Below are 24,198 nucleotides of genomic sequence, written 5' to 3'. Positions count from 1 at the left end.
ATCTTATATTAAAATTATATCTCAAAAAAATTACTTTTTTAAATCACCTTATTTTTTAGATTTTATAATACAAATACCATCTCCTAAATGATAACTAATCACTTCATCTCCTCTATTTTTTATTGTTTCTAAATAGTCATATGAAAATTTTGAAATAATATGGTGAACTTGTGGAAAGCCAGAAACTTCGAAAATTTTAAACCCAAATATACCTAGTACCGGATTTAAATATGTTGCACTACTGCCTACATACATTAAGCCTATCAACAAAAATAAAGCTATATTCATAATAACAGATTTTATATCACTCAAGTCAAATGATACAAGAGGAGTTATATAAGTTACTATGTAATTCATTAAACCATCGCTTTCAGGAGTTGCCTCCATTTCTTTCGGTATTTTTTTTATCTCAGATCCACTACTTTTAAATAATTGGATTAACTCAACGATAGAAATAATAATAAATACTACCAGAACAAAATAAAATAATTTTTTAGTAGATATTTCTAAATCTTTTTTATTTAGTTTCAATAGTTCGACATAATTAATGTTACTTAGTAATAGCCATATATATAGTGGTAGATACGATGTAATAAACAAAAACCATTTTGAAATATAGTCATTTTTCATTTTTTACATCCTCGTTTCATCTACATTCTCTGTTTCTGAAATAACAGCTTGATAGAATGCATCCGATATTGCATCTAATAATTGAACTTCCTTCCCATCTGGTACAGATAATTTTCCATTTCTATAGTTTACATCTTTCACTTTTTCATGAAATTTGTGATTATTATTATCAATAATATCCTTTATTTTATCAATATTATCGATTGTCTTATTAAATCTATCAGTATCACTGACAATTTTTATAAGTCTCGTTGCCATTCTTTTACCAAGTTCTACCTTTTTACTTAACTTATCACATGTTTCAATATCAAAAATTTCTTTTATCCTATCATTTTCTCTTAAAATTTGGGTCGCTTGATTAGAAAATAAAATATTCATTTTAAATAATGATTCAAATTTCGATTCAGCTTGATTTATTAATATATATTTGTCATCTATGACAAATAATTCTATCTTCTTATTGAAACCAATAATATCATTTCTTTGATTTAATTTAATCTTTGAATCAGAAAAATTTCCAATTAAAAATTTTTTCTTAAGTGCAAAAGTATTTGTGAAACTTCCAATTATTTTATAATTATGCTTATTCGTTTTCAAGGTCATTGCATATAATCGAAATTTATCTTCTTTAAGACCTTTAGTACTAGATAAACTATTGTTAAACTCTTTCAATTTCTCATTAATATTTGGATAATCGTCAACTTTTACTAATTCATGAGTATTCTTTTTATTAGTGACTGCATCGTAATATACTACTTCTCTTTTTTTAAATCTTGATTCGTTTAATTTTTCTATCAAAGCGTCTAATAGTAATTTTTTACTATCATCACCGCTGTCTTGTTTATATATTTCGCTTACCTTCTTATCCAATTTAATTAAAAAGATTTCTGTTCTTTTAATAAATTCTTCTGTTTCATATACAGCATTTATGTCGTTTATGTATTCATCTAACCTAAAATCTTTCATACAAATTCATCTCCTTAAATTTGATAAATTAAATACTAATTTAGAAAAGATATCAACCGAATTTTTTCTAAATTGGTTAAGTAATACTCATAACGATAAGAAAAAATCTCTTGATAGTATCGCAAATTACAAAAATGGATTGGCAATGCAAAAATTTAGACCAGTTAATATTAAAGAATCTTTACCTGTAGTAAAAATCAGAGAATTAAATCAAGGGCATACAGATTCTAATTCAGATTTATGTAGAAAAGATATAGATGAATCTGTGCAAATCAATACTGGTGACATTATTTTTTCTTGGTCAGGTACTCTATTATTGGATTTATGGGCAGGAAATGAAGCTGGACTTAATCAGCATCTATTTAAAGTTACTTCTAACGATTACCCTAGTTGGTTTATTTATGAGTGGACTAAATATTATTTACAAGAATTTCAATTGATTGCAAAATCTAAAGCAACTACTATGGGTCATATAAAGCGTAGTAATCTAAAAGAATCATTTGCCATAATTCCTGATGATGATGAGTTGACCAAATTGAACAACTTATTAGGCCCAATATTTGATAATAAAATTAAGATTCGCAAACAAAATTTGATATTAAGACAAATAAAAAAACAATTACTAGCTAAGCTACTAAATTAGTATTTATTTTATTATTTAAATTGATTTTTCTTTCAAATACACTTATTTTATCTATTATATCTTTTTGTTTTTCTATACTTGGTACGTCTATTTGGATTTCATTTAATATTTTCTGTGTTAAACTTGGTACTGCACTACCTACATTTAATTTTTCAAAGTCTATTCTTTTCAAAAAGTAGAACAAGTATTTAGGGAGAACAATATTTTTATTAATTATAGTCCAGAAAATAGTATCAACAGTCCAAAATTTTCCAACAACATAATAAATATTATTCAATGATCCTTTTCTTGGTATTAATACACTCTCCCCATCATATAAGTAATTATCTACGTACCGCATTATTCCTCCAGTCCCATATACTGGAACTCTACCTGCATTTAATTTTTTATGATCTTTCCCATACTTTATGTCTACAATTTCTCCTAACTTATATCTCGTCACCCTACATACCTCCTATGTGCTATTTTTACATTTGTTTGTTTCACCATTGCATAATGCAAGGTTGTATCTATTCTTTCATGTCCTAATAATTTCTGTAATTGCTCAATTGGCATTCCCTTATCAATTGCATTAGTAGCTAATGTTCTTCTAAACTTATGTGGATGCGCCTTAGTGATACCTATCTCTCTACCTAATTGTCTAATTCTATTTTCAATTCCACCTATTGACATTCTTTTTTGAGGTTTTTTTAAAGACACAAACAGTGCGTTATTATCATCACTTCTACTTAATAAATAGTTTTTCAGGTGCAATTTACTTCTAGCATCAAAATATACTATTCGTTCCTTATTTCCTTTACCCAATACTACACATTCTCGTTCTTCAAAATCTATATCATCTCTATTTAATCGTACTAACTCCCCTACACGCATACCTGTGGAAGCTAGTAAATCAATTAGTGCTAAGTCTCTAATTTCTGTACAATTATCTCTAAGTTTTTCCAACTCTTCATCTGAGTATGTTTCTTTAATATTATTTGGTGTTTTTACTTTGTGTATACGTCTCACAGGACTTTTAATAATAATATCTTCATCTTCGAGCCACGAGAAGAAACTTGAAAATATTCGCCTAATATTATCAATTGTTACCTTACTTGAATTTCTTTTTTTCTGATAATCAGTTAGATATTTACGCAGGTCTTCTGTCGTAACTTGTTGAATATTTTTTTGAATCTCATTCATAAATGTATCAAGTGTCATTCTATAATACTTCTCTGTCCTATCAGAACAGCCCTCTACACGCTTCGCAGCTAGAAAATCTTGTAAATATTCCTCATTACTTTTTTGTCTGGTTTGCTTACTATTACTTGATAGCTTTTCTTTCAATACTTCCTTTAATTTAATTAATTGTTCATTTGTTAAATCCTTTAGCATCGCTTGTATAATTTCCTTAATTACTGTAGTCATACAATTGCACCTCGTTTTTAGTGAAATTATACATTACAAGTAGATTCTTTCAACAAATACTAATTTAGCAAGTTAAAAATATTTTTCTAAAAGAACATTTTTTATTGAATTCAAAGTATTATTCTCGTTTGAGTTATGTTCTATTTGTAAAACTATAGTATTTAGCTTTTCAATTAATTTAGCTGGAATATCTGATGATATTGGTATAGGCATTTTTCGTAAATTGGTTAAGGAAATAAACTGTTGTGTACTCCCAGAAAGATGTTTTCTTATATATGTTTGTCCATAATAACTTAATAAATAAAGATATAAAAATGGTGATAATAACTTTTTATCTGAAGATTTTATTAGTCCCACATTTTTTATTGCATATTTTACTGGATTTTCAGTAACTAAATGTACTATTCCTACGGTACCGATCATGCTAATCAAAATATCGTGATATTCAACTAAACTTCTTTTATTAATTTCAGTGAAGTCAGCTTCACTAATATTTTTTGTTTGTGAAAAGTCCACAGATGTTCCTTTAATAGCTTTAGATGTTACTAATGGATATCCATTTAAAGTACTAGCTGGTGAAGAATGTGTTCCATCTTTTACTTCCACAATCTTATTAAGAGACTGATAGTTTTCAAAGTTAATATTTGATATTAGTTCTAAACCTAGTTCAAGTAAATTAGTATTTATTTTATTATTTAAATCAATTTTTTGTTGAATTGAATGTATCTTCTGTGAAATTTGTTTTTGTTGTTTTAAAGATAATTCTGGTATCATTAATTCTTCAAAATCTCTTTGGTATAAATGCGGTATCACACTACCTGAAGTTCTAGAATAGATGAACTCTTTAAATTTAAAAGATTGTAAATAATAGAATAAATATAATGTATCCCATTTTTTTAGATTTATATTACGTAATATAAATAACCCTGAAGCAACTGTACTAGGTTTATCTAACTTGTTAACCATAGCCACCTTTCCTATTGTTCCATCCTTAGTTATTAAAATATCTCCTTCTTTTAGCTTTATCTCTTCAGATTCGTCATATCTTTCCTTAGATATATAACCACAATTTGACCAATCAATTTTATTATCAACTATATTTGATCCATTAATTATCCTATAACTTCCCTCCTGTAAATATTCCTTCTTTTTCAAACCTTTCCATCCTATTCTTCCTTTTATATACAGTGATTCCGAAATTTTACTATATCTCATACCCTAACTCCTTTAATACTTCTTTGATTTCAGCTTGTAATTTATTACTTTCTTCAAATTGTTCTTTTAATTCATTAGTTAATCTTTCCATTTTTACTTCATATGGTTCACCATCATCTTCTTTTTCAGCTAAACCTACATAACGACCTGGAGTTAGGACATAGTCATTTTTAGCAATGTCTTCAATCTTAGCTACCTTACAAAAACCAGCTATATCCTTATATTCTTTATCATTTGTACCACGATAAGCATGATAAGTATCAGCAATTTTCTTTATATCTTCGTCAGAGAATCCACGGTGAGTTCTGTCTAACATTTCCCCTAATTCACGAGCATCAATAAATAAGGTTTCACCATTTCTTTTTCTTTCATCATCTGAAGATTTATCCATATCAATAAACCATAGAGAAGCTGGAATACCAGTTGTATAGAACATTTTGTCAGGAATTGCAACAATAGCATCAATCTTATCATCCTCAATAATTGCTTTACGAATTGCATATTCTTCCTTAGTAGATGTAGACAATGCACCATTAGCAAGGACAAATCCTGCTTTTCCATCTGGAGTTAACTTACTAATAATATGTTGAATCCAAGCATAATTAGCATTTCCTACAGGTGGAACACCATATTTCCAACGAGCATCTTCTCTTAACTTTTCACCACTCCAGTCTTTAATGTTGAATGGTGGATTAGCTAAAATAAAATCAAATCTTTCACCTTTATGTAAGTCATTAGTAAAAGTATCACCTTGATATTGTCCAAGATTGTTGTCTATTCTACGAATTGCTAAGTTCATCTTAGCTAATTTCCAAGTAGTAGGATTGGATTCTTCCCCATAAATTGATAAATCTCCAATCCTTCCTTGATGTTCTTGAACAAATTTTCCTGATTGAACAAACATTCCACCAGAACCACAACATGGATCGTAAATTCTTCCTCTGTATGGTTCGATCATTTCTACTAAAGTTTTAACAATAGATTGTGGAGTATAGAATTCACCGCCAGTTTTCCCAGAACCGAATTTATTCAAGAAATACTCATAAACTCGACCTAGTAAATCTAACTTTCCATCACCTTTTAAACTAATATTTGAAACTAAATCAACTACACCACCTAATCTAGTTTTATCTATATCTGGAGAAGCATAATTTTTATTCAATACCCCACGGAGTGAATTGTTATTTTTTTCAATAGCATCCATCGCATTATCAATAATTTCACCGACTTGTGGTGTTTTAGCTGCTTTTTGAATTACACTCCAACGAGCTTCTTTAGGTACCCAGAAAATATTTTCAGCTAAATATGCATCTGGTTCTTCAACTTCTTCTGGATAATCAGAGTTTAAAATCTCATCTCTTTTTTCTTCAAATGAATCTGATACATATTTCAAGAAGATTAATCCTAATACAACATTACGATATTCTGATTCATCCATACTTCCACGTAATTTATCAGCAGCCTGCCACAAATCACGTTCAATATTTAATTCTTTTGTTTTTTCTACCATTGTCTTACTCCTTTATATGACTATCATAATTATTTTATCAGTAACTTTTTCCTTGTAAAACCTAAATTCGCGATTTCGACACAGGACCAATTTTCTAATTTATGCAAAATTATCTTTGATATCGCTTTATTTGCATAAATTTTATAATTTCTCCTGTGTCTAATATTCAAAAATTGACTTTTACTTAATTAATTTTTCTATTTCCTTTAATTTATCGTCAGTTACTAGTTCCCTCATTATTTTATTTAGTTTCTCATCAACATTGCCTATCTTATTATCAATCTTTGTCAAATTTTCAAATTCTTTTTGTTGATTTAGCTTTTCTTGAAATTGATATTGATTAATATAGCGAGCCATTATTAAATTAAAATCATTTTTTTGTATTTCTTCAAAAGATATTTTACGAGAGAAATTCTTTATTTCTTTTTGATTGTTAAATACATCTACAATCTTTCCAATATTATCATCTGTTAAAACGTTATTTGATTTTACTTTCTGATATTCCTTACTTGCATTAATGAAGAATACATCTCTGTCTTTAGATGACTTTTTAAGTACTAATAAACAGGTTGCTACGCTTGTTCCATAATAAAGTTTTTCTGGTAATAGGATAACTGCTTTTATCATTCCATCTTCTAAAAGTTTTCGTCTAACCTTATATTCTTTAGCAGCTCTAAATAAAATTCCTTGAGCTGATAGTGCTATCATCGTACCATCAGCTGATAATTTATCTAAACCTTCTAGAATAAATGGCCATTCATTTTTATTAGGGAGTTTTCCATAATTTTTATAGCGATTATCTTGTTCTAAGTCTTTACTTGGTCTCCAACTCATCGCTAATGGCATATCAGCTACTACGACATCAGCCTTGCCAAAATTCCAATTACTATTTAATGAATCCCCTAATTTCAATTCAATGTTCTTACTATTTATATCTTGTAAGATAGCATTCATTTTAGCAATTTCTAACACAAATTTATTAATATCTTGTCCATAATATTTATTCTTTTCGAAATTTTCACTATCTACATTTAATAATAAATTTGCTGTTCCTACAGCTGGATCATATACTGTAATATTTTCTTTAAAAGAACCAACTAGTTTTACCATTAATTTATTGATACTTAATGGTGTAATACTAAATTCAGATCTTGATCCAGAACTTCTTGCAATCCAGTCTAATAGTTCTTCAAAACTCGGTTCCTTTTTCAGATACATCATAGCGAATATCAAATCAGCTACACGTCCTGCCATATTGCTTCCTTTAATATCTTTAAACATATTTTTTAAAACAGGATTTTTCTTTTCTATTTTATAAAGTGATTTTATAAGATCTTCATACTTAAATTTTCTATCCTTATATAATAGATAATGATGATAGTATGTATCTTTAGGATCAATCACTAATTGTGTATTTCCAACTGTACCATCGCTCATTTCATATTGTTTTTGAGTTTCTAAAATATCTTCCGTAGAATCAAAAGCTCTTAATGCCTTTTTAGAAATTTCTAGATAGAAAGCTATTTTAATCATATATTCTTCGTTACTTATTTCAAAATTATTAACTGATAATCTCTTTTCCAATTCTTTATCCATTTTCAACTACACTCCTATTATTAAGATCTTTTTCCCCTAACATTTGTAAATACAAATTCTTTTCTAATTCTGCTTTCTCAGTTATTAAAGTATATTTTCTTAAAGTCTCTTTATACGCTTCACCTATTTTTCTTTGTTCATCAATAGTTGGTAAATTAACCTCTAAATTTTCAAGATTTACTTTAGTCAGCTTTTTAATGACTGATCCACCCATAATACTTGCTTCTTGATATTTGATATATTCCGATTCATTTAATAAGTAGCATAAATACCATGGATCTAATATTTCTTTATTATTAATACTTAACTTCATAAAAATTTGATTAAGCAATTTACCAGAATTTTTAGTATGTACAATACTAGTCATATTTCCTACTGTATTGGTTACAATGTCTCCTCTTGCTACAATATTTTTTCTATAACTCACTTCATGCTTATAATCCTCTCCATGACCTAAGTCATAATTCACATCTTCAAGTGTATATAGTTCATACTCATTATCTTTTAAGCGAACGGTATTCACTCCACTTTCAATTTTTATCAGTTCTTTTAATTTCATATTCTTCACTCCTTTTAGTAATTTTTTTTAATTACATATCAACTTACAAATTTATAATATCACCGTGCGATATTATTTACAACACTTTTTTTGTAATTTTTTTTAATTACTATAAAAACAGGTGATTATCAAAAATAAAAAAGACACCAGATTTCTCTAGTGTCTTCATCAATTATTCAATTCTAATATTTTCTAACCTAAAAATTCAAAAACATCTTTGCGGTCATATAACTTAAATACTTTTTCAAATAAGAATTGACCGACAAGTGACGCAATAACTGGGATAACTAACCATGCTAGCAATGCTGCGACAACACCTAAGCCTTTTTCAATTGATGCCAATGGTCCTACTAAACCTACTAAACCAAAACCACCGGAAGCAGGAGAACCTGAAATTGACATCAAAGCTACAGGAACTGCAGAAATTATTGCTGTAAAGAAACATGGTACTAAGATAATTGGACGTCTAAATAAGTTAGGCATCATCATCTTCATCGCACCTAAGGCAATCGCGATTGTTACCCCTGGCTTGTTAACTTTCCATGAGTTTACTACAAGTACAAGTGTTGTTGCAGCAACTCCCATTGCAGCAGCACCAGCAGCTAAACCGTTAACTTGGATAGCCATCGCAATCGCTACTGTTGAAATTGGAGAGATAATTAACACTGCAAAAGAGCAGGCAATTAAAATACACATTAAAACTGGTTGTAATTCTGTAAATGTGTTAATCACATTACCAATTGCAGAAGTTATCGCTGTAACATATGGATACATATAGAACCCAATTAATCCAGCACCGGTTCCTACTACAATTGGTGTTAGAACGATCGCTACTGATCCAAATTTATCGCCTATCAACAGAATTAATCCAACTGCAATCGATGCTGTTAACATGGTATTAATAATATCCCCTGTTCCAGCACCTACATAGGCACCTGTTTTATTCAACGCTGGGAAGTATTTAATTACGCCAGAACCTACAAATGCGGCTCCACCAACTACGGTCATCTTCATGCCATCAAAGCCAAACTTTTGAGCAATCAATGTACCAATAATTAAAGGTGTTCCTAATTGGAAAATAATTGCTGCTTGTCCTAAATGTACGGCAAAAGGATTAGTGCCGAACATCTTGAGGATAGCGGCAAGAACAGCATTAGGAATTAAACCAACTATAATCCCGATGGCAGTACCACCTAAAACACGATCAATGAAAACTTTGGGTGTAATCTTTGTTGTTTCCAAATTCGTCACCTTCTTTATGTAAAATATACACACTATTATAAGTGATATTGTGAGCAATGTAAATATATTTTTCTTTAGTTTCTTTCTTTTATTAGAAAAAAACGTAAAAAATTAATTAAATTTAACACTTATATTTAAGTATTCTGTTATAATGATGATATAATATATATTGTAAAGGTTATCATTTATATGAGGAGGAATTTTTAATGGTTTCAATCAAAATGTTTGGTGTTCGTGATGAAGAACGTCCAATGGCTGAAAACTGGGCAAAAGAACACAACGTTAAAATTGATATGACTAGTGACATCCTTACATCCGATACTATTGATGAAGTTAAGGGTTTTGACGGTCTAACTTTAATGCAAGTAGCGGAAGTTACTGATGATTTATATCCTAAATTAAAAGAATTTGGTATCAAACAAATCGCACAACGTAGTGCTGGTTATGATATGTACAATTTAGATGCTGCTAAAGAAAATGGCATTATTATTACTAACGTGCCTAGCTACTCCCCAGAATCAATTGCTGAATACACTGTAACTACAGCATTGAACTTAGTACGTAAATTCCCATTAATTGAAAAACGTGTTAAGGAACATAATTTCTCATGGGAACCTGAAATCAGAGGTCGTGTTATCGGCGACATGACAGTTGCTGTTATCGGAACTGGCCGTATTGGTTACCATGTAGCTAAAATCTTCCATGGTTTTGGTGCTAAAGTTGTCGGATATGATTTATATCCTAGTGACAAATTAGACGGTATCTTGGAATATCGTGATTCCGTAGAAGATGCTATCCGCGATGCAGACATTATTTCCTTACATATGCCTGCTTTCAAGGAAAACCATCACATGTTTAACTACGAAATGTTCAAGAAATTCAAATCTGACGCTGTATTAGTTAACATGGCTCGTGGTGCTTTAATTGATACAGAAGATTTATTGAAAGCTTTAGACGATGGCCTTTTAGCTGGAGCTGGTCTTGACGTTTATGAACACGAAGGTCCATTAGTTCCTATTGACCTAACTGGAAAGGATATTGAAGACAAAACATTCAAGAAAGTACTTGAATCTGATAAGATTATCTACTCACCACACATAGCATACTACACTGATGAAGCTGTTAGAAACTTAGTTGAAGGTGGTTTAAATGCTACTTTGGAAGTATTGGAAACTGGCGATGCTTCAACACGTGTAAACTAATTAGTTTATTCTTAATAAAAACCTCTGAGAATCCATCTTAGAGGCTTTTTTGTTATACTTACTATAAGTTATTTATATTTTTATCACCATATAGACTTTCCCAGTCATTTCTAAAATCTGCCACAGCTTGAGAAATAGATGGCATCTTAAAAGCAGATGCCACAATATCAGGACCAACTGTTACAGCTTGAGCACCATTGCTTAATGCTTCATTTACTTGTGCTACATTATGGAAACTTGCAGCTAAAATTTTAGTATTACTATTATCTAAGTTAATTCTTTTAGCTAGATTTCTAATAACCTCAGCTGAATCAATATTTTGATTTAACATTCTATTATAGTAAGGAGCCAAGTAGTCAACACCAACATTAATTGCTTGATAACCTTGAAATTCCGTATAAATTGCAGTTGCTGTTACTCTAATTCCTTCAGCCTTTAGTTTTTTCATGACTTCTAACCCATTTAAAGTAGTTGGAACTTTAATATATACATCCTTGCCTACTTCATCTACAATTTTGTGAGCTTCATCTATCATTCCAGATACAGAAGGTGCTACAACTTGTACGTGGAGTTCTCTTTCATCTCCAATAATTTCCTTTATTTTTTTTAGATGTGCGAATAAATTATCGCCTACTCCATCTTTTTTTAGAATCGTTGGATTAGAAGTTACTCCTTTAACATTTAATTTATCACAGTAATATTTAATCTTTTTCAAATCAACTGTATCTAATAAAAATTCCATATCTATTTTGTCCTTTCATGCTAGAAAAGCATAGAGAAACCTCAACGCTCCCTATGCTTCCCTAATTTATTTTATAATAGCAATTTTTGTACCTTCATTAATTTCAGGATATTCCTTTTCTTCTACGTACATTGATCCTGGTAATGTAGCAGTTTTATCTCCTGTGAAATTAATAGCTATATGACCTAAGTTCTTCAAGTTAGTTTGAACTTCGTTACCTACTGCTGTTATTTTATATTTTTCATCGTCAATTTGTAAAGTCATGCCTGCCTTTATTTCGCCAGATAATTCATTTACTTTAATGATGTAGCAAGATGGTCTAAGCGCATCTGGAGCACCTTCACCAAATAAGATAACCATTTTAATTTCCTTGAAATTCTTAGCTTCTTCACCAATTTCTATAACTTCTGTTTCGTAAAGTTTAGTCTTTTTCTTTTGTAAGAACATAACAAATCACACCTCATCATCAATTCATTTTTACTTTTATTTTCCTGAATATAATCCGAAACTAGCTAACCATGCTACAAATACTCGAGGTAAACCGTTTAAGAAACGTGAGTACAATACAGATGTAACCCCAACTTCAACTGTTTCTGGCTTAGCTTCTTCAAGACCTAAACCAACAGGAATGAAGTCACAAGCATTTTGAGTATTGATAGCGAACAATGCTGGTAATGCATATTGTGGAGGAATATGACCTTTACCAATTTCAACACCAATTAGAGTACCGATAACTTGGGCAATTACAGCACCTGGTCCAAGTAATGGTGATAAGAATGGCAATGAACAAATGAAACCTAAAATCATCAATCCCCAAACGTTACCTGCAAGAGGTACCATGATTTTAGCAAACCAGTTACCAATACCGGAACCCATGATAATACCGATTAGCAAAGCAACGAATGCCATAAATGGAATAATTGTATTCAAAACTGTTTGTACTGATTCCTTAGCAGCTTGGTTAAATGTAGCAACAACTTTACCTACACCAATACCAATCTTAGCGATAAATCCACCACCATGACCTTGTTGTGTCAATGTTTTAGAAGTATCTATTCCATCTTCTTTATCAGCTGCAGTTTCTTCTTTGGTAGCCTTTTCATTTTGTTGTTTAACAATTGCTTCTGCATCTTCAGCATTTACTAATGAAATTTGTTTTGGAGTTACAGCAGATACATATAATTCTGGAGTAATGTATTTAGCTAACGGACCACTCTTACCTGTTGGAAGAACATTTACTGTCAAAATATTTTTACTTGGGTAAATACCACAACGTAAAGTACCACCACAGTCAACAATTGCTAATGCGATTTCTTCATCAGGAATTGCTGTCTTAAACCCATCAATAGCTTCCATACCTGTTAATTCAACAATTGTATCAACAATATCTGGTCTGTTACCACCTGTTACATAAACTACTTTATGTTTTTCTTCTGTTGGTGTTACAACGATTGGACCACCCCAACCACCTGAGCCTTTTACGATTTTAATACTGTTCCATTTACTCATAGTTCATTACCTCCAATTAATCCACTGTCTTAGATAACTTAATTCCAGTTGTGCGACATACATAAGCAGTTGTAAAGTCAGTTACCCAACCACCAATGAAGTTCATAACCAAACCTACTAATAAGTATCTAATAGCTAAGTCCATACTATTCAAACCTAATTTTTGTACACCTTGTGCGATACCCATCCATACAAACAATTCACCTGGATTGATGTGAGGGAATACCCCATTACTTGTATGACAGAATTGAGCTTGTGCAGCGTAGTAACTTGGCTTGTAGTATTCAGGTAAGAAACGAGCCATTGTAAAGGACATTGGATTACCTAACATAAATGCTGATAAGAATGGCAAAATTAGATAACGTGTAAAGATGTTCTTAGATGCTCCTCTAGCAATCTTATCCATCTTTTCTTCACCTAAGAATGCAATAATTGTATTCATTAAAACCAATAATAGCAATACAACTGGTACGATTGTCTTCATCCAACCAATGAATGTTTTTCCACCTGTTTCAAAGAGGTTCATAAAACCTGATGCAAGATTTACAACTATATCCATGAGATCATCTCCTAATTAAATTTCTTTGACATATTTGCCTTCAAATTGTTTGCCATTAAACCAATCTTCGTAAATAATGGCATGTTGAACACATTTACACTTGTATCGTAAGCACTTGCTGACAATTTTTGTGTCTTAAAATCAACAAAAGTTTTGTAAGCATTCAATAAACATTGTCTAGTCAATTTATTCATTCTCTTTAACTCTTGATAATCTGCGGCTAAAACCGCGATATTTTTGCCTTCGAGTTTCTTCAATGTTCTAAATTTAGCAAACACTGTAACCCCCTGCATTAAACGGGCTTCTTTTATATTTCCATCATTATCTATCGCTATCAACATCAATGAACCTGAAAAGAAACGTTTAGGATTTTTACCAATCAGAATGCGATAAGGTCCTAGTAATCTTAGTTCACGATAATTTCTGGAAAAATTTTTAATTTGAAAGATTCCAAACAATCCTTGTAAGAGAAACGCCCCTACAACAATCAATCCTATTAAAATAATCATCTATATTCCCTCCGTTATCTGCGTTAATGGTAAATCCATGTCATATTCCAACAAATTATTATAAATTTCATCATATCCTGAAATCATAAAGATTAAGTCGTATACGTGAGACAGAATCTTACTCAATTTAGAGTTTAGATTTTGCGGTATACCTATTAAGAAAATGATTCTTACTTCTTTTCCTTGATATTTTACAGCTTTTGATAAGATGCCAACCGTCAATAATATTCTAGAATGATTAGATTTATCAACCATATGCGGAATTGCAATCCCATTTTGGAAGACATTACTCATTTTTTCTTCTCTTTTCTTCCAATCTAGCTTAAATCCTGGTAATAATTCACCTGTTGAAATTTCTGTATCAATTAAATTCTCAACAGCTTTCAAATAGGAAATTCTTTCTTCAAATCTTTGAATTCTAAATTTTACTTGTTGGCTACTAATTCCCGCCATAACTTGCGATAGAGTTACTTTGCTAACTAATTCGTCATTCTTAAAGATACTCTGAATTCTAACAATTGGAGTTGTAACATCTTTACTTTCAAGTGGTAAAGTTGAAAATACAATCAAGTAACGTTCAGATGATTTCTTGAAACTTTCACTACTCTTGAAAATATCCGCTTCAGTTGTTCCTTGAAAAGTTTCATTTAACCTACTAATAATCAAATTTTGAATACTTTTACTTACTTCACCAACAATCGCAACTTTATGATATTGAGGATTCCCTCTTTTTTCATCTTCTATTTCCATTTGATAATACAGTGCTAAATAACCCAATTCTTTATCTGAAATCTTAATATGCAGTTTACTTTCTAATAAATTAACTGTCATAATAGCTAAATCTACTGCCACTGGATATTTTTCAACAATTTCTCGACTAAATAGATCATCATTTCTCATATATGTGGCACTTCTATTTATCATGAAAATTGAATGATATTTTATCTGTTCAAAGACTCGATTGTAATCAATATCTAGACTGATATTTTCCTTAACTTGACTAAAAATTTCTGCAAATAATTCATCTATCCACATCAAGCGTTTATTTATTCGTTCAGTATTTCTATTACTATAATTGATATTCAGTGGTATTAATAGGAAGCTTTTTTCTGCTTCTGTTATTTCCTTTGAATGTAAATACTTCTTTAATATAGATAGAATTTCGTCATTTACTTCAGAACTAGTCAATTCATAATAACAATCTGGCGTCGTTGAAATTTTTCTACCATGCTCATGTAAGAAGTTAAGTATTTTCAAATGTCTTATTATTAAATTACGTACTGTTTTACTTTTATCGTACTTTCTAACTAATTTGGTTATTTCCTGCTTTTCTTCAATTGCTAGTTTCTCACCCAAATCATAGTAGTCACAAACAAAGTTACGTAGAATGAAAGCAATTTGACAATCTGCCTTACTTTCTAACATTACCCCGTTGTTACTTACCGATCGAATAGTAGTATCGTAATCTTTTAATAGAAGTTTTATTTCTTTAATATCACGATTGATTGTACCTTTACTTACCATCAAATATTCAGATAAATCATCAAGTAACATATATCCTTTAGATTTAATCAGCATCAATAATATGTACGCTTGACGTTTTAAAGGATTATTGAAATCCAAAGTTGTCTTTAAATAATGTGTCTGAAATTTAGCTAATCTAGCATAATCTTCGACTTTCAAATAATATTTTTGATTTTTTTCTTGAATCTCAGCTATTTCGCCTAATTCTTCATTCAAACTCGTTATATACTTTTGTAAAGTTTTTTTAGATACCTGTAACTCACTAACTAACCTATCTACTGTAATCGAATCATTTGTCGTAAGAATCTTAAACAATTGATAGTTTAATACATTCATAACCTATCCCACTTTCTATCCGCGAGATTTTCCTCCGGCAACGTTTGTTGTAACACCTGTTATATAACTTGATCTGTCTGATAAGTAGTAGGCAACTAAATCAGCAACTTCTGATAATTTACCACTTCTTCCTAGTGGTGTAGTACTCTTACTCTTGTATCCTGCACGGACATCTTCAACCGTTTTGTGTCTTGTATATGCTAAAGCTTCTTCATAAGCTAGTGTTCTTAAACCTGTTGCTTCCATAATTCCAGGAGCTACACCTACTACACGAACATTGAATTCACCTAATTCTTTTGCCCATGAACGTGTTAAACCTACAATCGCTGCTTTAGTTCCTGAATAGATGCTTTGTCCTTGTGAACCTTCCAAACCAGCTTCAGAAGCCATATTAACAATTACACCTGATTTTTGTTTTACTAATTGACGAGCAACAGCTTGTGACATTAAAAATACACTCTTTACATTGACATTGAACATCTTGTCAAAATCATTTTCAGTTAATTCATATTTACTATTACTTTCCTTAGCATCTACTAATAACCTAGGCAAGTTAATACCTGCATTATTTACAACCCCATCAATATGTCCATGTTCTTCAACAACTCTAGCAACTAATGCATCAACTTGTTCTTTATTTGTTACATCTGTCTCTACAAATGTTAAATGATCATGTTCTTCCTTAGCTGGTTGCAAATCTGCATCATATACATATGCGCCGTCATTTAATAATTCTTTTACAATTGCTTCCCCAATACCAGAAGAACCACCTGTTACAATGTACACCTTTTCATTTAAGTTCAACCAGTTCTCGCTCATAAGAATTCCTCCAATAACTTTATATCTTTATTACAATTCTTATTTTAGTGTTAACGGTTACAACAATTAATACAAAGAATTTCTAAAATCTGAGAAAAATATTGCACGAATTAAATATTTAAATAAAATTATATAGATAATATAAATTCAAATCAATACTGTGTATGAATTTATTTAAATGAAATACTTCATTAATATATTTAGTATTTGTCGCCATCTTCTTTGTTATATCTACTTTCTCCAAAAACTTCTAATGCCGCAGTAGAATTATGTACAACGTCATTAAAATCTTCACTTGACGCTACACTGGCTGTAGCATTGTTTTCATTGAACCGAGTGCTTGTGAAGATGAATAACCACCGTCAGCAATCTTTTGTTGACTGACACCATACTGTACAGACATTTCTTTGCCTTCTGCCTGCATTTTAGCTACATTTTTAGTAGCCTCTGCAGCCTTTTCGCCACCAGTAGTTAGCAAATTAAAAGTCTTAACATAAGCATTTTGTAAATCACTAGCTTTTTGAACTCCGTCAACTGCAGCAGCTCCTATACCTTTGATAATAGGCGTTACTCCTGATAAAACAGTAGAGAATTTAACTGTATAATCAATTAACTTTTTTCTACTAGATTTTATTTTCTCACTCAACTTATTATTAAATGACACTATTCTCTGTATTCCTCTAGGATTTAATTTATCCATTTCATCTTGGAGTTTTTTAGTTTCTGATTTAGCTTTAGCAATTGCTGTGGCAGTTTCATTTAATCTAATTTGCTGTTTCTTGTAGGCTTCACTAGCTTTAATAGTTTTTTCGGTAGTTTCATTAGTTTTATCAACTAATTCATCTAATTCTTTCTTTTGTTTCTCATACTGCTTATTCAAGTTCTTTAGCGAATCTTCAAGCCCTTTTTGTTGTGCTTCATAACTAGCTAATTGACGTGTAGCATTTTGAATATCTTTCTCTAACTTTAACCAAGTATTAGCTTGATCTTTATTAGTTCTATCAAGTCCTTCTTGTCTATTTTTCAACTCGTCAATTTTTTGTTTCTGAAGTTCAATAACATTACCAATACCTTCATATCTTGACTTTAAAGCATTCAAACTATCGCCAGCTGTTCGATATGCCATTTCGTTGGCTTTCCATGAGTTAGTTAAGACTGTAATACCGTTTCTGAATGCCGAAACACTCTCAGCAGCCTGGACTGTATCCACAGTAATCTTTATCGTCATCTCATTTTGAACTTTCACTTAAATTTAACCTCCTTTCTTCCAAAATAAAAAAGCAACCTTTTTCAGTTGACTTTTAATAATCTAAAAATATAGTTTACTTATCTTCGCCAATATGGTCTCACATTACCTATTATACTTAGGCTAATATAAAGAAAAATCCAAATATAAATATGCTTCCACATCCAGTCCCAGAAGAACATCGTGCCAATAATTATAGCTAGTGTTACTGTAATTATTAGTATCTACCAAAAACGATCGTCTTTTTTTAACCAGTTATACATTTTCTTCATATCTCACCTCCGGGACTTTCTCATATGGTTATTATACCATATTTTACTTTCCCCATAAGCATCTTAATGCTTCTCTTGATGAGACTGGTCTATCTTCTTTAACCTTAGCGGACATTACTTCGACCAATGTTTCAAATTCTTCTTCATCTGCTTCACGTAATGCTGTTTCGATTTTAAAATTCTTGGTTTGAGTAGCTAATTTATTTTGCCATTCTTCATTAGCTTTCTTATTGTCAGATTGTAATTGTTTGATTTGCTCGTTTAAATCATCAACGTCTTTGGATGATTTTTGTAATCTATCTAATTGCTTATCACGTTCATTAGTTAAACTACTTACTTTTTCTTGTAAATTAGTTATATCTTTATCGTGTTCAGCCATCACTTTTTCAATCTGTTCATCAGTCAAACCTAAATTTTTCAAATCTTCACGTTTCATGTCAATCTCTCCTATCGTTTTTATTTTACGTGGAACGCTCCACGCTGATTGATTGCATACAAAAAAAGCAGTTTAACGACTTACTCAGGTCGGATGATATGTTATACAACTTCTATTTTCTTTATTTCACTTTCTGAGATGATAAGACCCGTCTCAAAACCAGGTTTATTCACATTAACTACGTCTAACCACCATTGATTATCTTCAGAATCTGCTGGTGTTTCAACACTTCTTACAAAGCCTTTCCATTCAACACCTTCATCATCAATAATTCTAACATTTTTCCCCAAAATTTACCTAGCATTATTATCATCTCCATCTTTAGGCTTGATTAGAACAATATGTGTACGTTTCTTTGAATGATGAATTTTAATCCATCTTGTTTTCATACCTGAATTATAATCTACACCTACAATATGATCAATTTCAATAACCTCTCCATTATCCCAAAGACCTTTTTTATTTTTATTAATATGTCCCTTACCGGCATACTTATCTAATAATTCTTGTGGATCTTCGCTATCGTATAAATAACTCTTGCCTTCTAATTTTGTAGATTCCATATGCGACGCTTGTTTTTCTGGATTAATTTTAGTTCCCCATTGACCACTCTTTATTTTAGCTTCTACATGTTTTTGAGATTCTGTTTTATTACTTTGATCAAGATTTTTCTTTTTATAAGTTATTTGCTCCCTATCATAATCCCTAATCAAAATATCATGATTTTTACCGTACAGCTTATTAGTTTCCTTGATGTACTCTCTTAACTTCTTTTGACGTGCTGCAATTAGTGTTTTGGTGCGAGTTATCATTTGCTCGTCTTCTAATTCTTCAGCAATTTTTAAGCGTTTCTTAGCGTCTCTGATTGAGCGTTCATAGTAGCGTTGTTTTTGACGTAAATTACCATTCCTAATTGCTTCTTTAGGATTATACTGGGTCATGTTATTCACGTTGACGCCTGGAGTAAATGGAAATAATTTGTGTCTGCAATTAATTCCTAATGTTCCAGCAGGTTCACCGTAACCATGATTATAGATTGAATCGTACTTGTCATTGTAATTGGGATCATTAGTTGGAACTATATTGACTACCTTGCCTTGAATATAAGCACACGCTTCACGGCTGTTAGGGTAGCTAGACATTAAACTATTCTTGTAACAAATAATCTCTATAAAAAAATTGTTAAGGACAAAATTTATCCTTAACAATTCTTCAATTTCAATATTATTTTTAGCTTACCTACTACCTCATTAAATCAGAAATAATTTCTGCAGCACTCTTGCTCTCATGAATCATTCCAGCGACTGAACCAGCAAATATTATTCCATCTTCTACATCATCTTGATAAACAGCTTTCCGATATGCCTCATCTAATAATTGATTGAATTTTAACTTATCAGTCATTTTGTCTTCTAACCCATATAGCTCTTTAGCTTTCTTATTTACAACTGTTCGGCTAGCTACTCCCATTTTTGTACCAATTACACCAATAGAAGTGTCCTTTGATTCAATAATCACTTTCTTCCAATTGCCACCAACGGGACTTTCCTTAGAAATTGAGAAAATTGTACCACATTGTACACCTTCAGCTCCCATCGCCATCGCTGCTTTCACTCCACGATTATCAGCAATTCCCCCAGCTGCAATAACCGGAATTTTTACAGCGTCAACAACTTGAGGCCAGAGTGTTTGTGATGTCATAGTTCCAATATGACCTCCACTCTCCATACCTTCAGCAATAACAGCATCTACACCTAGCTCTTCCATCTTTTTAGCAATTTTTACGTTTGGAATTACAGGCATTACTTTTATTCCTGCTTCCTTTAGTTTAGGCATGTACAATTTAGGTGTACCAGCACCAGTTGTTACAATTTTTACTCCTTCTTCAATGACAACATCAACGATTTCTGGAACTTTCTTATTTAAAAACATCAAGTTGACAGCAAATGGCTTATCAGTTAATTCTTTTACTTTATGGATTTCTTCGCGTACCTGTTCAGGTGTATCTTGACCTGAAGCTAATACACCTAGCCCACCAGCATTAGAAACAGCTGCCACCAATCTGGCTTTGGCTACATCTTGCATCGCTCCTTGAATAATTGGATATTTAATTCCTAACATTTCTGTAATTCGATTCATGATTTCTCACCTCAATTATTTAAAATATAAAAAGGATATCTTACAACCATATAGTTATAAGATATCCCAATTGATATTAATGGTAATTACAATTTACTAAATAATTAGAATTGATCGATCAACAATTGACGAATTTCTTCCAAGTATGGTTGACGAGGATTTGCAGTTGTGCATTGATCATCGTAAACACGATCAACCATCTTATCAAGAGCTTTTTCAAATTGTTCTTTAGTTACACCATTTGCAGATAACTTAGGTTCAACGTCTAATTTCTTCATTAAATTGTTAATCTTGTTGCATAATGCATCTACTAATTCAGCATCTGAGTTACCTTTCAAGCCTAATGCACGAGCAATATCTGCATAGTCTTTTTGAGCACGATATACTTCATAACGTGGGAATGGTGTACGTTTTACACGACCAGAAGCACCGTTAAATTTAATTACGTGTTGCATAGCAATGGAAATTGCCAAGCCATGTGGTAATCCAAATTCCCCACCAGTCTTGTGAGCGATTGAGTGGTTAATACCCAAGAATGCGTTAGCAAATGCCATACCAGCTAATGTTGCAGCATAGTGCATGTTTTCACGAGCCTTTTCCCCTTCCAATGTAGGATGTTTTGGATCGTAGTTGTATGAAGCTTCCAAGTTTTCAAATACTAACTTGATAGCTTGCATTGACCATGGACGTGTGAAGTCAGACGCCATAACTGATACATATGATTCAAGAGCATGTGATAAACTATCTAATCCAGATAATGCTACAGTTCTCTTAGGAACAGTCATAACAAATTCTGGGTCTACGATTGATACTTGTGGTGTCAATTCGTAGTCTGTTAATGGGTACTTAACATGTGTATTGTCATCTGTAATAACAGCATATGGTGTTACTTCAGAACCTGTACCAGATGTTGTTGGAATTGCAAACATTCTTGTCTTCTTAGCGTGATGGAACTTAACAATTCTCTTACGGATATCAACGAATTTTTGTTGTAATTCTTTAAATACTTCACTAACTTTTTCGTAGCTATCTAAGAATCCTGGTTCTTGATCTAAGGAGTATTCATAGATGTAACGAGCAATCTTTGTAGCATCCAATGCGGAACCACCACCGATAGCAATAACTGTATCTGGTTCGAATTGTGCCATTTGTTGAGCAATTTCAATTGTTTGTCCTAACATTGGGTCAGGTCTTACAGTTCCATAAAGAGCTGTCTTAACTTCATTTTCTCTTGCTGCTAATTGATCGTAAACTTTGTCTACAAATCCAAACTTAACCATTCCTGGGTCAGCTACGATGAATGCACGGTTGATATCTTCAGTTTCATCTTGTAGATAGCTGATAGCATTCTTTTCGTAGTAGATCTTTTCTGGTAAACGAACCCATTGAGGTCTGTTACGTCTCTTAGCAACTGTCTTAACATTTAATAGGTCTGATGTTGATAAATTATGTGACAATGAATTCTTCCCCCATGATCCTGTTCCAAGTGTCAAACTTGCACGTAAGCCATCTGTGTAAATATCACCAATACCACCAATGGAATCAGGTTGATTTACCAAGATACGAGCTGCTTTAGTTCTATCACCAAATTCTTTTACAAATGGATCGGATTGAGAACCAATTTGGATAGCAGCGTTATGGCCTGCACCTTGATAATCTAACAATGCAGCAACGGTCTTAATACCATCTTCACGATCTTTTGCTTTATATACTGACAATAATGGAGAAAGTTTTTCAGATGATAACTTTTCACCGATGTTCTTAGCAGAAAGTTCAAATAACATTACATCTTTACCTTCTGGAAGTTCTACACCAGCTTGTTCAGCAATCCAGCGAGCTGGCTTACCAGCAACTGGACCATTTACACCATGTCTATCATTGAATACGAAATCTTCAATCTTCTTATAGTCTTTCTTAGGAACAACGTATGCTCCTTTTTCTTCCATCTTCTTTAGCCATTCATCATAGATAGGAGCTTCAACAACTGCAGAGTTTTCAGTAGCACAAATCATACCGTTATCAAATCTCTTAGATAGAAGTAAATCTTCAACAGCTCTGTCAAGGTGTGCTGTATGATCAACGTAGATAGCACCATTACCAGCACCTACACCCATTGATGGATTACCAGACTTCAAAGCTGCATTAACCATTCCTGGACCACCAGTAGCCAAAATAGAAGCAATCTTTGGATTTTGAATAAGAGCTGTTGTCTTTTCTAGACTTGGTTCTTCAATCCATTGAATAATGTTCTTTGGAGCACCAGCTTTTACAGCTGCATCATAAACGATCTTTGCAGCATGTGCTGAACTCTTTTGAGCTTGTGGGTGGAAAGCGAATACAATTGCGTTTCTAGTCTTCAATGCTAATAATGACTTAAACATTGCTGTTGATGTTGGGTTTGTTGTAGGTACAATACCTGCTAAAACACCAAGTGGAGCTGCAATTTTTACTTCGCCTTTAATCTTATCTTCTTCAATTACACCAACTGTTTTATCATTCTTAATAGTATTATAGACATTTTCAGTTGCGAAACGGTTCTTTGTATCCTTATCTTCTACAACCCCACGTCCAGTTTCATCTACTGCTTCATGAGCTAAAATCAAAGCAGCCTCTGAGCCAGCCAAAGCAGCTGCTGCAACAATCTTATCTACTTGTTCTTGTGAGAAAGTAGAATATTCTTGTTCAGCTTTTAATGCTTTTTCTACTAAACCATCAGTGTATACACGAGCATCTTCTTCTTTGTTGTTTGTCTTGTTAACCATTACTTTAGCCTCCTACTATAGCTAAATAAACTATAAGTTAATATTTAACCATTAATAAACGATATAAATATAATTGTGTTATCGTGAATTAATTCACAAATATTACACTTATAAAATAACATCATATCTACAATAAATCAATACTATTTTTAAATTTAATTTTATTTTTTCTCAGATTTTGTTAAATAAGTCACTTATATCAATCGATCAAAAATACAAAATAAAGCGTAAAAAAAAACTTAAAAAATATTTTTTGTAAACGTTTTCTATTATAATTTAATCATATCTCATATGGTACACTTTTACAATATATTCCGAGAATTTTATCAACAAAAAAATAACTTAATATTGATTAGAAAACGGGCGCAAACCTCT

24 protein-coding genes are annotated in these 24,198 nt (G+C 31.6%); 2 read left to right on the top strand and 22 right to left on the bottom strand.

Annotated features, from left to right (window positions below; all coding sequences use genetic code 11):
* Positions 1 to 48: 48 nt before the first annotated feature.
* Positions 49 to 630: a hypothetical protein gene (locus FC55_RS07075; RefSeq protein ID WP_003699465.1), complete on the bottom strand. Its 582-nt coding sequence runs from the start codon at positions 628 to 630 to the stop codon at positions 49 to 51.
* 3 nt (positions 631 to 633) lie between these two features.
* Positions 634 to 1,596, bottom strand: coding sequence for a hypothetical protein (locus tag FC55_RS07070; RefSeq protein ID WP_003699462.1), 963 nt, complete (start codon positions 1,594 to 1,596; stop codon positions 634 to 636).
* A gap of 145 nt (positions 1,597 to 1,741) precedes the next feature.
* Between FC55_RS07070 and FC55_RS07065 the strand changes: the two genes are divergently transcribed.
* Entirely contained in the window at positions 1,742 to 2,239 is a 498-nt protein-coding gene (locus FC55_RS07065; protein ID WP_099452484.1) for a restriction endonuclease subunit S domain-containing protein, read from the top strand.
* Here FC55_RS07065 and FC55_RS07060 read toward each other — a convergent pair.
* The 7 genes from FC55_RS07060 to FC55_RS07030 form a co-directional block, all read right to left on the bottom strand.
* On the bottom strand, positions 2,223 to 2,681 hold the full coding sequence (locus FC55_RS07060) for a restriction endonuclease subunit S (RefSeq protein ID WP_003699459.1): 459 nt from the start codon (positions 2,679 to 2,681) through the stop codon (positions 2,223 to 2,225). The genes FC55_RS07065 and FC55_RS07060 overlap by 17 nt on opposite strands.
* Positions 2,678 to 3,646: a site-specific tyrosine recombinase/integron integrase gene (gene xerA, locus FC55_RS07055; RefSeq protein ID WP_003699457.1), complete on the bottom strand. Its 969-nt coding sequence runs from the start codon at positions 3,644 to 3,646 to the stop codon at positions 2,678 to 2,680. Before xerA ends, FC55_RS07060 begins: the two co-directional genes overlap by 4 nt.
* A gap of 72 nt (positions 3,647 to 3,718) precedes the next feature.
* A complete protein-coding gene (locus tag FC55_RS07050) occupies positions 3,719 to 4,861 on the bottom strand; it encodes a restriction endonuclease subunit S (RefSeq protein ID WP_003699456.1) in 1,143 nt (380 codons plus the stop codon).
* Complete coding sequence (locus FC55_RS07045; protein ID WP_003699454.1) at positions 4,851 to 6,371, bottom strand: type I restriction-modification system subunit M; 1,521 nt, start codon at positions 6,369 to 6,371, stop codon at positions 4,851 to 4,853. The genes FC55_RS07050 and FC55_RS07045 overlap by 11 nt, the downstream gene beginning before the upstream one ends.
* Before the next feature lie 180 nt (positions 6,372 to 6,551).
* On the bottom strand, positions 6,552 to 7,967 hold the full coding sequence (locus FC55_RS07040; RefSeq protein ID WP_003699452.1) for an N-6 DNA methylase: 1,416 nt from the start codon (positions 7,965 to 7,967) through the stop codon (positions 6,552 to 6,554).
* Positions 7,960 to 8,526 (bottom strand): restriction endonuclease subunit S, encoded by a 567-nt coding sequence (locus tag FC55_RS07035; RefSeq protein ID WP_003699450.1) that lies wholly within the window; start codon positions 8,524 to 8,526, stop codon positions 7,960 to 7,962. The genes FC55_RS07040 and FC55_RS07035 overlap by 8 nt, the downstream gene beginning before the upstream one ends.
* Before the next feature lie 192 nt (positions 8,527 to 8,718).
* Complete coding sequence (locus FC55_RS07030; RefSeq protein WP_014573619.1) at positions 8,719 to 9,768, bottom strand: PTS sugar transporter subunit IIC; 1,050 nt, start codon at positions 9,766 to 9,768, stop codon at positions 8,719 to 8,721.
* Between the two features lie 206 nt (positions 9,769 to 9,974).
* On the opposite strand from FC55_RS07030, the gene FC55_RS07025 reads away from it, so the two are divergent.
* Positions 9,975 to 10,970, top strand: coding sequence for a D-2-hydroxyacid dehydrogenase (locus FC55_RS07025; RefSeq protein WP_003699447.1), 996 nt, complete (start codon positions 9,975 to 9,977; stop codon positions 10,968 to 10,970).
* Positions 10,971 to 11,031: 61 nt separating this feature from the next.
* On the opposite strand, the gene FC55_RS07020 is transcribed toward FC55_RS07025, so the two are convergent.
* The 13 genes from FC55_RS07020 to adhE all read right to left on the bottom strand — a co-directional run bounded on the left by FC55_RS07020 (position 11,032) and on the right by adhE (position 23,823).
* Entirely contained in the window at positions 11,032 to 11,712 is a 681-nt protein-coding gene (locus FC55_RS07020) for a fructose-6-phosphate aldolase (RefSeq protein ID WP_003699446.1), read from the bottom strand.
* 66 nt (positions 11,713 to 11,778) lie between these two features.
* Positions 11,779 to 12,159, bottom strand: a complete 381-nt coding sequence (locus FC55_RS07015; RefSeq protein WP_003699445.1) for a PTS glucitol/sorbitol transporter subunit IIA — start codon at positions 12,157 to 12,159, stop codon at positions 11,779 to 11,781.
* Between the two features lie 36 nt (positions 12,160 to 12,195).
* Positions 12,196 to 13,221 carry a PTS glucitol/sorbitol transporter subunit IIB gene (gene srlE / locus FC55_RS07010; RefSeq protein ID WP_003699444.1) on the bottom strand — a complete coding sequence of 342 codons (1,026 nt, stop codon included), beginning with the start codon at positions 13,219 to 13,221 and terminating at the stop codon, positions 12,196 to 12,198.
* 16 nt (positions 13,222 to 13,237) lie between these two features.
* Positions 13,238 to 13,780: a PTS glucitol/sorbitol transporter subunit IIC gene (gene srlA, locus FC55_RS07005; RefSeq protein ID WP_003699442.1), complete on the bottom strand. Its 543-nt coding sequence runs from the start codon at positions 13,778 to 13,780 to the stop codon at positions 13,238 to 13,240.
* Between the two features lie 11 nt (positions 13,781 to 13,791).
* A complete protein-coding gene (locus FC55_RS07000) occupies positions 13,792 to 14,289 on the bottom strand; it encodes a transcriptional regulator GutM (protein ID WP_003699440.1) in 498 nt (165 codons plus the stop codon).
* Positions 14,290 to 16,149: a BglG family transcription antiterminator gene (locus FC55_RS06995; protein WP_003699439.1), complete on the bottom strand. Its 1,860-nt coding sequence runs from the start codon at positions 16,147 to 16,149 to the stop codon at positions 14,290 to 14,292. It abuts the gene before it with no gap.
* Between the two features lie 15 nt (positions 16,150 to 16,164).
* Positions 16,165 to 16,968, bottom strand: a complete 804-nt coding sequence (locus tag FC55_RS06990; protein ID WP_003699437.1) for an SDR family oxidoreductase — start codon at positions 16,966 to 16,968, stop codon at positions 16,165 to 16,167.
* 301 nt (positions 16,969 to 17,269) lie between these two features.
* Positions 17,270 to 18,214 (bottom strand): hypothetical protein, encoded by a 945-nt coding sequence (locus FC55_RS10120; protein ID WP_003699434.1) that lies wholly within the window; start codon positions 18,212 to 18,214, stop codon positions 17,270 to 17,272.
* Between the two features lie 315 nt (positions 18,215 to 18,529).
* Complete coding sequence (locus tag FC55_RS06980; protein WP_003699433.1) at positions 18,530 to 18,922, bottom strand: phage scaffolding protein; 393 nt, start codon at positions 18,920 to 18,922, stop codon at positions 18,530 to 18,532.
* A 101-nt stretch (positions 18,923 to 19,023) separates the two neighbouring features.
* Positions 19,024 to 19,212, bottom strand: a complete 189-nt coding sequence (locus tag FC55_RS06975) for a hypothetical protein (RefSeq protein WP_003699431.1) — start codon at positions 19,210 to 19,212, stop codon at positions 19,024 to 19,026.
* A gap of 3 nt (positions 19,213 to 19,215) precedes the next feature.
* On the bottom strand, positions 19,216 to 20,064 hold the full coding sequence (locus FC55_RS06970) for a phage minor capsid protein (protein ID WP_003699429.1): 849 nt from the start codon (positions 20,062 to 20,064) through the stop codon (positions 19,216 to 19,218).
* 100 nt (positions 20,065 to 20,164) lie between these two features.
* Positions 20,165 to 21,061, bottom strand: a complete 897-nt coding sequence (locus FC55_RS06965; protein ID WP_003699428.1) for an NAD(P)H-dependent flavin oxidoreductase — start codon at positions 21,059 to 21,061, stop codon at positions 20,165 to 20,167.
* Between the two features lie 104 nt (positions 21,062 to 21,165).
* Entirely contained in the window at positions 21,166 to 23,823 is a 2,658-nt protein-coding gene (gene adhE, locus FC55_RS06960) for a bifunctional acetaldehyde-CoA/alcohol dehydrogenase (protein ID WP_003699427.1), read from the bottom strand.
* Positions 23,824 to 24,198: the final 375 nt, after the last annotated feature.

Origin of the sequence: Ligilactobacillus salivarius DSM 20555 = ATCC 11741, assembly GCF_001435955.1 — a bacterium.
Classification (GTDB): Bacteria; Bacillota; Bacilli; order Lactobacillales; family Lactobacillaceae; genus Ligilactobacillus; species Ligilactobacillus salivarius.
The sequence above is the reverse complement of the archived record's forward strand: the minus strand, read 5'-3'. Positions and strand labels throughout refer to the sequence as shown.

Excerpts from the sequence above, each read along its gene's own strand:
- FC55_RS07075 (WP_003699465.1), bottom strand. The coding sequence starts at position 630 with ATGAAAAATGACTATATTTCAAAATGGTTTTTGTTTATTACATCGTAT.
- FC55_RS07070 (WP_003699462.1), bottom strand. The coding sequence starts at position 1,596 with ATGAAAGATTTTAGGTTAGATGAATACATAAACGACATAAATGCTGTA.
- FC55_RS07065 (WP_099452484.1), top strand. The coding sequence starts at position 1,742 with ATGCAAAAATTTAGACCAGTTAATATTAAAGAATCTTTACCTGTAGTA.
- xerA (WP_003699457.1), bottom strand. The coding sequence starts at position 3,646 with ATGACTACAGTAATTAAGGAAATTATACAAGCGATGCTAAAGGATTTA.
- FC55_RS07050 (WP_003699456.1), bottom strand. The coding sequence starts at position 4,861 with ATGAGATATAGTAAAATTTCGGAATCACTGTATATAAAAGGAAGAATA.
- FC55_RS07045 (WP_003699454.1), bottom strand. The coding sequence starts at position 6,371 with ATGGTAGAAAAAACAAAAGAATTAAATATTGAACGTGATTTGTGGCAG.
- FC55_RS07040 (WP_003699452.1), bottom strand. The coding sequence starts at position 7,967 with ATGGATAAAGAATTGGAAAAGAGATTATCAGTTAATAATTTTGAAATA.
- FC55_RS07035 (WP_003699450.1), bottom strand. The coding sequence starts at position 8,526 with ATGAAATTAAAAGAACTGATAAAAATTGAAAGTGGAGTGAATACCGTT.
- FC55_RS07025 (WP_003699447.1), top strand. The coding sequence starts at position 9,975 with ATGGTTTCAATCAAAATGTTTGGTGTTCGTGATGAAGAACGTCCAATG.
- FC55_RS07020 (WP_003699446.1), bottom strand. The coding sequence starts at position 11,712 with ATGGAATTTTTATTAGATACAGTTGATTTGAAAAAGATTAAATATTAC.
- FC55_RS07015 (WP_003699445.1), bottom strand. The coding sequence starts at position 12,159 with ATGTTCTTACAAAAGAAAAAGACTAAACTTTACGAAACAGAAGTTATA.
- srlE (WP_003699444.1), bottom strand. The coding sequence starts at position 13,221 with ATGAGTAAATGGAACAGTATTAAAATCGTAAAAGGCTCAGGTGGTTGG.
- srlA (WP_003699442.1), bottom strand. The coding sequence starts at position 13,780 with ATGGATATAGTTGTAAATCTTGCATCAGGTTTTATGAACCTCTTTGAA.
- FC55_RS07000 (WP_003699440.1), bottom strand. The coding sequence starts at position 14,289 with ATGATTATTTTAATAGGATTGATTGTTGTAGGGGCGTTTCTCTTACAA.
- FC55_RS06995 (WP_003699439.1), bottom strand. The coding sequence starts at position 16,149 with ATGAATGTATTAAACTATCAATTGTTTAAGATTCTTACGACAAATGAT.
- FC55_RS06990 (WP_003699437.1), bottom strand. The coding sequence starts at position 16,968 with ATGAGCGAGAACTGGTTGAACTTAAATGAAAAGGTGTACATTGTAACA.
- FC55_RS06980 (WP_003699433.1), bottom strand. The coding sequence starts at position 18,922 with ATGAAACGTGAAGATTTGAAAAATTTAGGTTTGACTGATGAACAGATT.
- FC55_RS06970 (WP_003699429.1), bottom strand. The coding sequence starts at position 20,064 with ATGTCTAGCTACCCTAACAGCCGTGAAGCGTGTGCTTATATTCAAGGC.
- FC55_RS06965 (WP_003699428.1), bottom strand. The coding sequence starts at position 21,061 with ATGAATCGAATTACAGAAATGTTAGGAATTAAATATCCAATTATTCAA.
- adhE (WP_003699427.1), bottom strand. The coding sequence starts at position 23,823 with ATGGTTAACAAGACAAACAACAAAGAAGAAGATGCTCGTGTATACACT.